Source organism: Gilliamella sp. Pra-s52, assembly GCF_009795805.1.
Taxonomy (GTDB): domain Bacteria; phylum Pseudomonadota; class Gammaproteobacteria; order Enterobacterales; family Orbaceae; genus Gilliamella.
Genome location: NZ_WTEY01000030.1, coordinates 1 through 5,141 on the forward strand (window position 1 = coordinate 1; position 5,141 = coordinate 5,141).

Consider the following 5,141-nt stretch of genomic DNA (forward strand, 5'->3'; position numbering starts at 1 on the left):
CAGTAATATACTGAGCATCTACCTCATTACTACGATCATTACCATTAGCATGACCTAAACCAGCTAGTGCGGTAATACTATTACCATTTAAAGTGGCAAGCACTGCCCCCTTTCTAAGCTGATTTTGCTGTTTTTGCTTTTGTTCATCACTTAAATAAGCGCCATCTGCAAGGGGCGCATAGCAAAATAGACCTTTAAAATCGGATAGGGTGCCGGTTAATTTAACCAAATTTTTGGGTGGTAGGATTGGATCAGTAATACTGATACCAGTTTTTTTTAATAGCTGCTCTTTGTCGTTATAGATGGGGTCGTTACCATCATATTTTGCGTAAGGCATAATTGAATTCCTTATATAATTATTGAGGGATAGGCCAATTATAAATAATTTGCCAATCACTCGATGAGAATACTGGCGTATTTTCTTTGATACGTTTTTGTTCTTGTTCTGCGTAATATTCAGCCAACTGATCTTCATATTTTTTAAAGATCGCTTGCAGTGCCGCAATTTCTTCTTCGGAAGATCTATAGCGAAAAGAGTATTTACTATTACGCCAATTTTGCGCGCTACCAAAACGGCAACGTTTTAACCACTCTTCAATATCGTCATCTTTAGTTAATTCATAGCATAGTTGAACTAAAAAAATACCCAGACTAATCCATGGGTTTAATACCAGTGCAATGATCGATATAAGAGTCCTTCCTCCTAACGTAATCGCTGATTTAATAAAAATTTTTTTAAGGAAAATGGTAGCCAATGATTGAACTCCGCGCTCCATGATTTTAATTAAACTAGTTTTACCCATTTGTAAAAATAAATCGGTGGTGGATACAATCAAGGTAAATAGAGATGCATAATATAATGTTTTTTGAGTCTGATCTTTCTCTGAAGTGTCCTCGTTCCAATTTAAACCAATATCAATTAACCCCGCTATCACCCCAAAAAAGTTGCCTAAAAAGTTCATATTAGAAATTAATTTGGCATTGATTTGTCCTTTGTTGGCATATACGGTAACTAACCGAAAGCTTGCAGCCATGGATGCCGATACCGCCATAGCTAATTGGTAATCGGATTGGTTTTGTTGGGCTTGGGTTTTTAATGAGTTATCAGTCACTATATAATAGATCTTCATGATGTGTACCCCCAATATTGCCGCGGTAAAGCTTGCTCCCACCTTTTCATTGGTGATATGTTGCTTAATCAGGTTGGTGGCTTTTTGTGAGGCGTTTGCCAACTTGTCGCCGACATTTTTGATATCGGAATACAAGGCACTTTTTAAATTGTCGGCCCATTTATGGTATGACGTCATTTTCTTTTTTAGCGCAGTTTTAGATAGCCTTGTTGGCGATATGGCTATTAAAAAAGCTTCGGCAAATTCTGATGATAAATCACCGCCCATTTTTTGCATATATTTTAATAAAGCGATAAGTGCAGCACAGCTTCCCTCTTTAATTGGACGCAAATAGGCGGCTGTGATTTGGTTATCTATCGAATCACCATCAATTAATGAGTTTCGTTCGCTTTCAAATAAAGTAAAGAACTCTTTAACAAAATCTAATTCTTTATGTTCATCTTGTGGGTCAAAAAGTGAGTTACTAATGTTGGCAATGCTATTAGCGATGCCTATCATAGCATTGCTTTCAGCTGATTCGGCTTGATAAAATTCTAATACTGTTTCTAATTTATCTAAGAATTTGCCATAAGATTGCGGTTTTAATTGGGTTGTTTTATTTAATGATAATAAAAAGTTGACACATTTTTTTTGTTTTTCTTTGTTTAATTTGCGGTTAGCAAACACAGCCGACCAAATAATATTATGACCCTCTAAGTTATTATCCTCAATTAATTGGGTGAATAATTGGGTAACTTTGCTACTTTGGGCTTGCATGCCTAAGGTCATTAAAATATCGTTGGCAAACGCCAAATAATTATCGTCATCTTGTGCAAAATCATCGGCCGACAATGAAATAGGGTGTTTTTCTTTTTGCTTGCTGCAATCTACCCATAAAATTAAATCATTTAATAACCCTGCAATATAGTTTTCGGCTTCTTGCAAAAAAGCGGCATATTTTTCTTTATAGACTTTATAATCATAGTTTAAACAACGTTCATATTTTCGCCAACGTTTTTCGGCCGATTGTTCGGTTTTATTTTTTTCATGCCATGCTGCTTTATACGCCTGAGCTTTAGCTTCAAATTCGATTCTCATTGCCGCTAATTTAATATCTAAGCGTTTAATGTTTACCATCTCTGCTTGTTTATTTAATTTAAATGCCTGTTCAAAAACTTTTGCGTGCCTTTCTTCACCAATTTCTTCAATCAGGTAGTTTTCTTGTACAAATTGGACTAATATTGCGGCTTTATATTTTGTACTTTCTACTTTTTTTTCTATATCGGTTAAATTTGGATTAACATATTGGGAAACAAAATTATAGTTTTTAGATTCACTCACAATATTAATAACACGTTGGCCTTGGGCTTTTTGTTCTTCGCTCCATGGTACGATTCGGGTTGTATCGGTTCCTAAAATACCACTATCATAAGGTTTTACTTTTTCATTAAAATATTTTGCATCAGCAAGGTATTTTCTATTGGTGTTTTTTATATGTTTTTTAAAATCTTCTTCACTGTTTGCAATGTCACTGTTTTTTATTGCTTCTTCAAGCATTGCAATACCACTACAAGTGGCATTTTCACGCTGTCTTTCTATCATTATTTTTCTAAACGAGTTTAATGCACTGTTACTCCAATTACTTAACTCAGCAGCAATACCAATACTGTCGTTTAGTACTAGCATCATAGGTGAACTATCGGTGCTGTTACGTTCGGCTGACATCATTTTTTTATGTAGATAGACTGAATACGGCTCTTTTGGTGTTGTGTGCTCATAAACGGGCTTGGTTAGCGCTTGCCAAGGCGCTAATGTACTTCGTTTTTTGAATAGTTGTTTATCATATCCAAATGGTTCTCTAAGAAACAAACTTCGTGAAAGCGTGTTTTTGTCTAATGGTTTATTATGATACAAATAAGGAAAGCAAAATGAATAGTTAATGCTTTTAAATTTTGGTAAGGATGTTGTGATTCTTTCTTTAAAATCATCAAGGTTTTGGATATCCAAGGTCGAGGCGATAGCTTCCTGATTAGCGGTAGTTATGCCAATGCCGTTAGTTTGCGAATTTATCCATTGCTTTGGTTTGATAAGTTGCATTCGCAAGTTACGTTTATCTTCATCATTAAGGTATTTTTTTAAAGTCTTAGCACTCCATTTATGTTCACTAAAAGCAAGCCAGGCTTTTTCACATTTTTCGGGGTTTGAAAGTGTAATAAAGGCGATATTACTCGATAAATGGGCGCTATTGTTGCAAGTTGTTTGTATATCATTGACTGGTATAGAAGGGTTCTCTTCACTTATGATATCACCAAATCTTAATAGATCTTGCTCTTTACTAATATCTTGTTGCCAAAAACCGCCGTTTTTATCAATTTTATAAATGGAAATATCTAATGTAATATTGTCTTCATACTGACATAACACATAAAGATAACCTGCTCGCATGGTTCTTAGCACATATTTGCTATCTCCTTTTAAGATAGGCAGCATATCGTTTTTTGCCCATGAGGGTAAATCTGCATTGATATATTTAGGTGCAACAGCATAACGAACAGGATAAATTGGTAAACCTTTAGATTGGCATTTTTCACATAAGCCCATTATTTATTTCCTTTGTATTAATGATACATTCATCCGCTACAATATCCCATTGTTGTGGGGTTATAGTTTGTAATTGTTTTATTAGTGATTGGTGCAGATGTTGATTTATTGCTCCAATAACAATTGGATGTTCAATAAATTCGGGATGTATAACTAAACTACGATAAGCATATTCGGCTAGATCTCGTTTATCATGGTATCCTTTGAGGGTAGCATTTTCAAAAGATTGCATAATAATGCAATCAGCCTCACTTTCAGGTAAGCTATATTCTGGGTGGAAAAAATGATAACGAGCAAGTGCCTGATTGCGACTTTCGATCCAGTTTATTTGTTGCCATTGTTGATTAATGATTCCTAAATGACCAACAAAATTTTTACATTGGTTTTGAAAATTCTTTTCAATTATTAAATGTCCATCACTATTAAGGTATAACCAAGAATGAATTGCACTAAATAATATCTTTCTTTGTCCTTCAATGAAGATGTTTAATAGTGGTGACAATACAGATGGGTCAAAATAACGTAATAATTGTTTGCCATCATTTGATGGTTGAATGGCAACAATGCCTAATTGTTGTGCTAATTCTTCTGCATTAAATACGGAATAAATCCAACCATATACCGAGCGCGGTTTTGCAAATAAGACCGTTTTAGGATCGATATCTAAATAAAATTCTTGAATGCTTTGTTTTAAAATGGTTTGATCTGCTTCATTTTTTAAATCAAGCTCAATGAGTCCTGGTGTATGTTTTATTTGATAGTTTATATATCGAAATAATGTTAATTTTTTTTCTGCAATCAAATCAGCTAAACTTGTTTTTTGATCATTGGATTGATAGATAAGGTAAAAATGTGCATCATTTTTTAATGACAGCGCAATAATTTGTTGAAAAACAGCTTCAATATCTTGCTTTTGTATTGATTTATTCGTTTTATCCATAAGTTATCCAAGTTTTACATTTGCTTTTTGTAGTTTATCGGCTTCTTGTATTGCCACTTCGCAACCACTGGGTAATAAAGCATTGACATTTTTGTTTGCAGGCCCCATCTTCTGCAACACATTACATTTAAGATAGATATTATCCTGCGTGCCCAGTTCAATGCCTTCGCTGCTGATTTTGATATAAGAGCCACCGCAAATAAGGGTTATTTCTTTTGCTGCTGTTATCTGAGTTTTAGCATCCACACTATCCACTTTGATATCTTGTTTGGCCGCCATATTGAGATTGGCGTTTTGGGCTTGCAGGTCGATATCGCCTTGGTTGGCAAACAGTTTCATCCCTGATTTTTGGGCGAATAACCCCAGCGCCTCGCCCGATGAGAGCGTGACGTTTTTTAAGGCGTTGATGTCAGTTTGGTGTTCACTGGTTAAGCTGAGGCTGTTAGCGGTAGACAGTTGGATGTTTTCAGGACTGGTTAAGGCCATCCCTT

4 protein-coding genes are annotated in these 5,141 nt (G+C 35.1%); all 4 read right to left on the reverse strand.

Features of this window, described 5'->3' with window-relative positions; genetic code table 11:
• Positions 1 to 337: hypothetical protein (locus GQ594_RS11645; RefSeq protein WP_160413093.1), on the reverse strand; the 337-nt coding region annotated here is incomplete at its 3' end.
• 19 nt (positions 338 to 356) lie between these two features.
• A complete protein-coding gene (locus GQ594_RS11650; protein WP_160413091.1) occupies positions 357 to 3,710 on the reverse strand; it encodes a T6SS effector BTH_I2691 family protein in 3,354 nt (1,117 codons plus the stop codon).
• Positions 3,697 to 4,650, reverse strand: coding sequence for a DUF4123 domain-containing protein (locus GQ594_RS11655; RefSeq protein WP_160413089.1), 954 nt, complete (start codon positions 4,648 to 4,650; stop codon positions 3,697 to 3,699). The genes GQ594_RS11650 and GQ594_RS11655 overlap by 14 nt, the downstream gene beginning before the upstream one ends.
• A gap of 3 nt (positions 4,651 to 4,653) precedes the next feature.
• A partial coding sequence (locus GQ594_RS11660) for a DUF2345 domain-containing protein (RefSeq protein ID WP_160413087.1) occupies positions 4,654 to 5,141 on the reverse strand: 488 nt, incomplete at its 5' end.

What these genes read in the sequence shown, in the direction of transcription:
- GQ594_RS11655 (WP_160413089.1), bottom strand. Translation starts at nt 4,650, where the DNA reads ATGGATAAAACGAATAAATCAATACAAAAGCAAGATATTGAAGCTGTT.
- GQ594_RS11650 (WP_160413091.1), bottom strand. Translation starts at nt 3,710, where the DNA reads ATGGGCTTATGTGAAAAATGCCAATCTAAAGGTTTACCAATTTATCCT.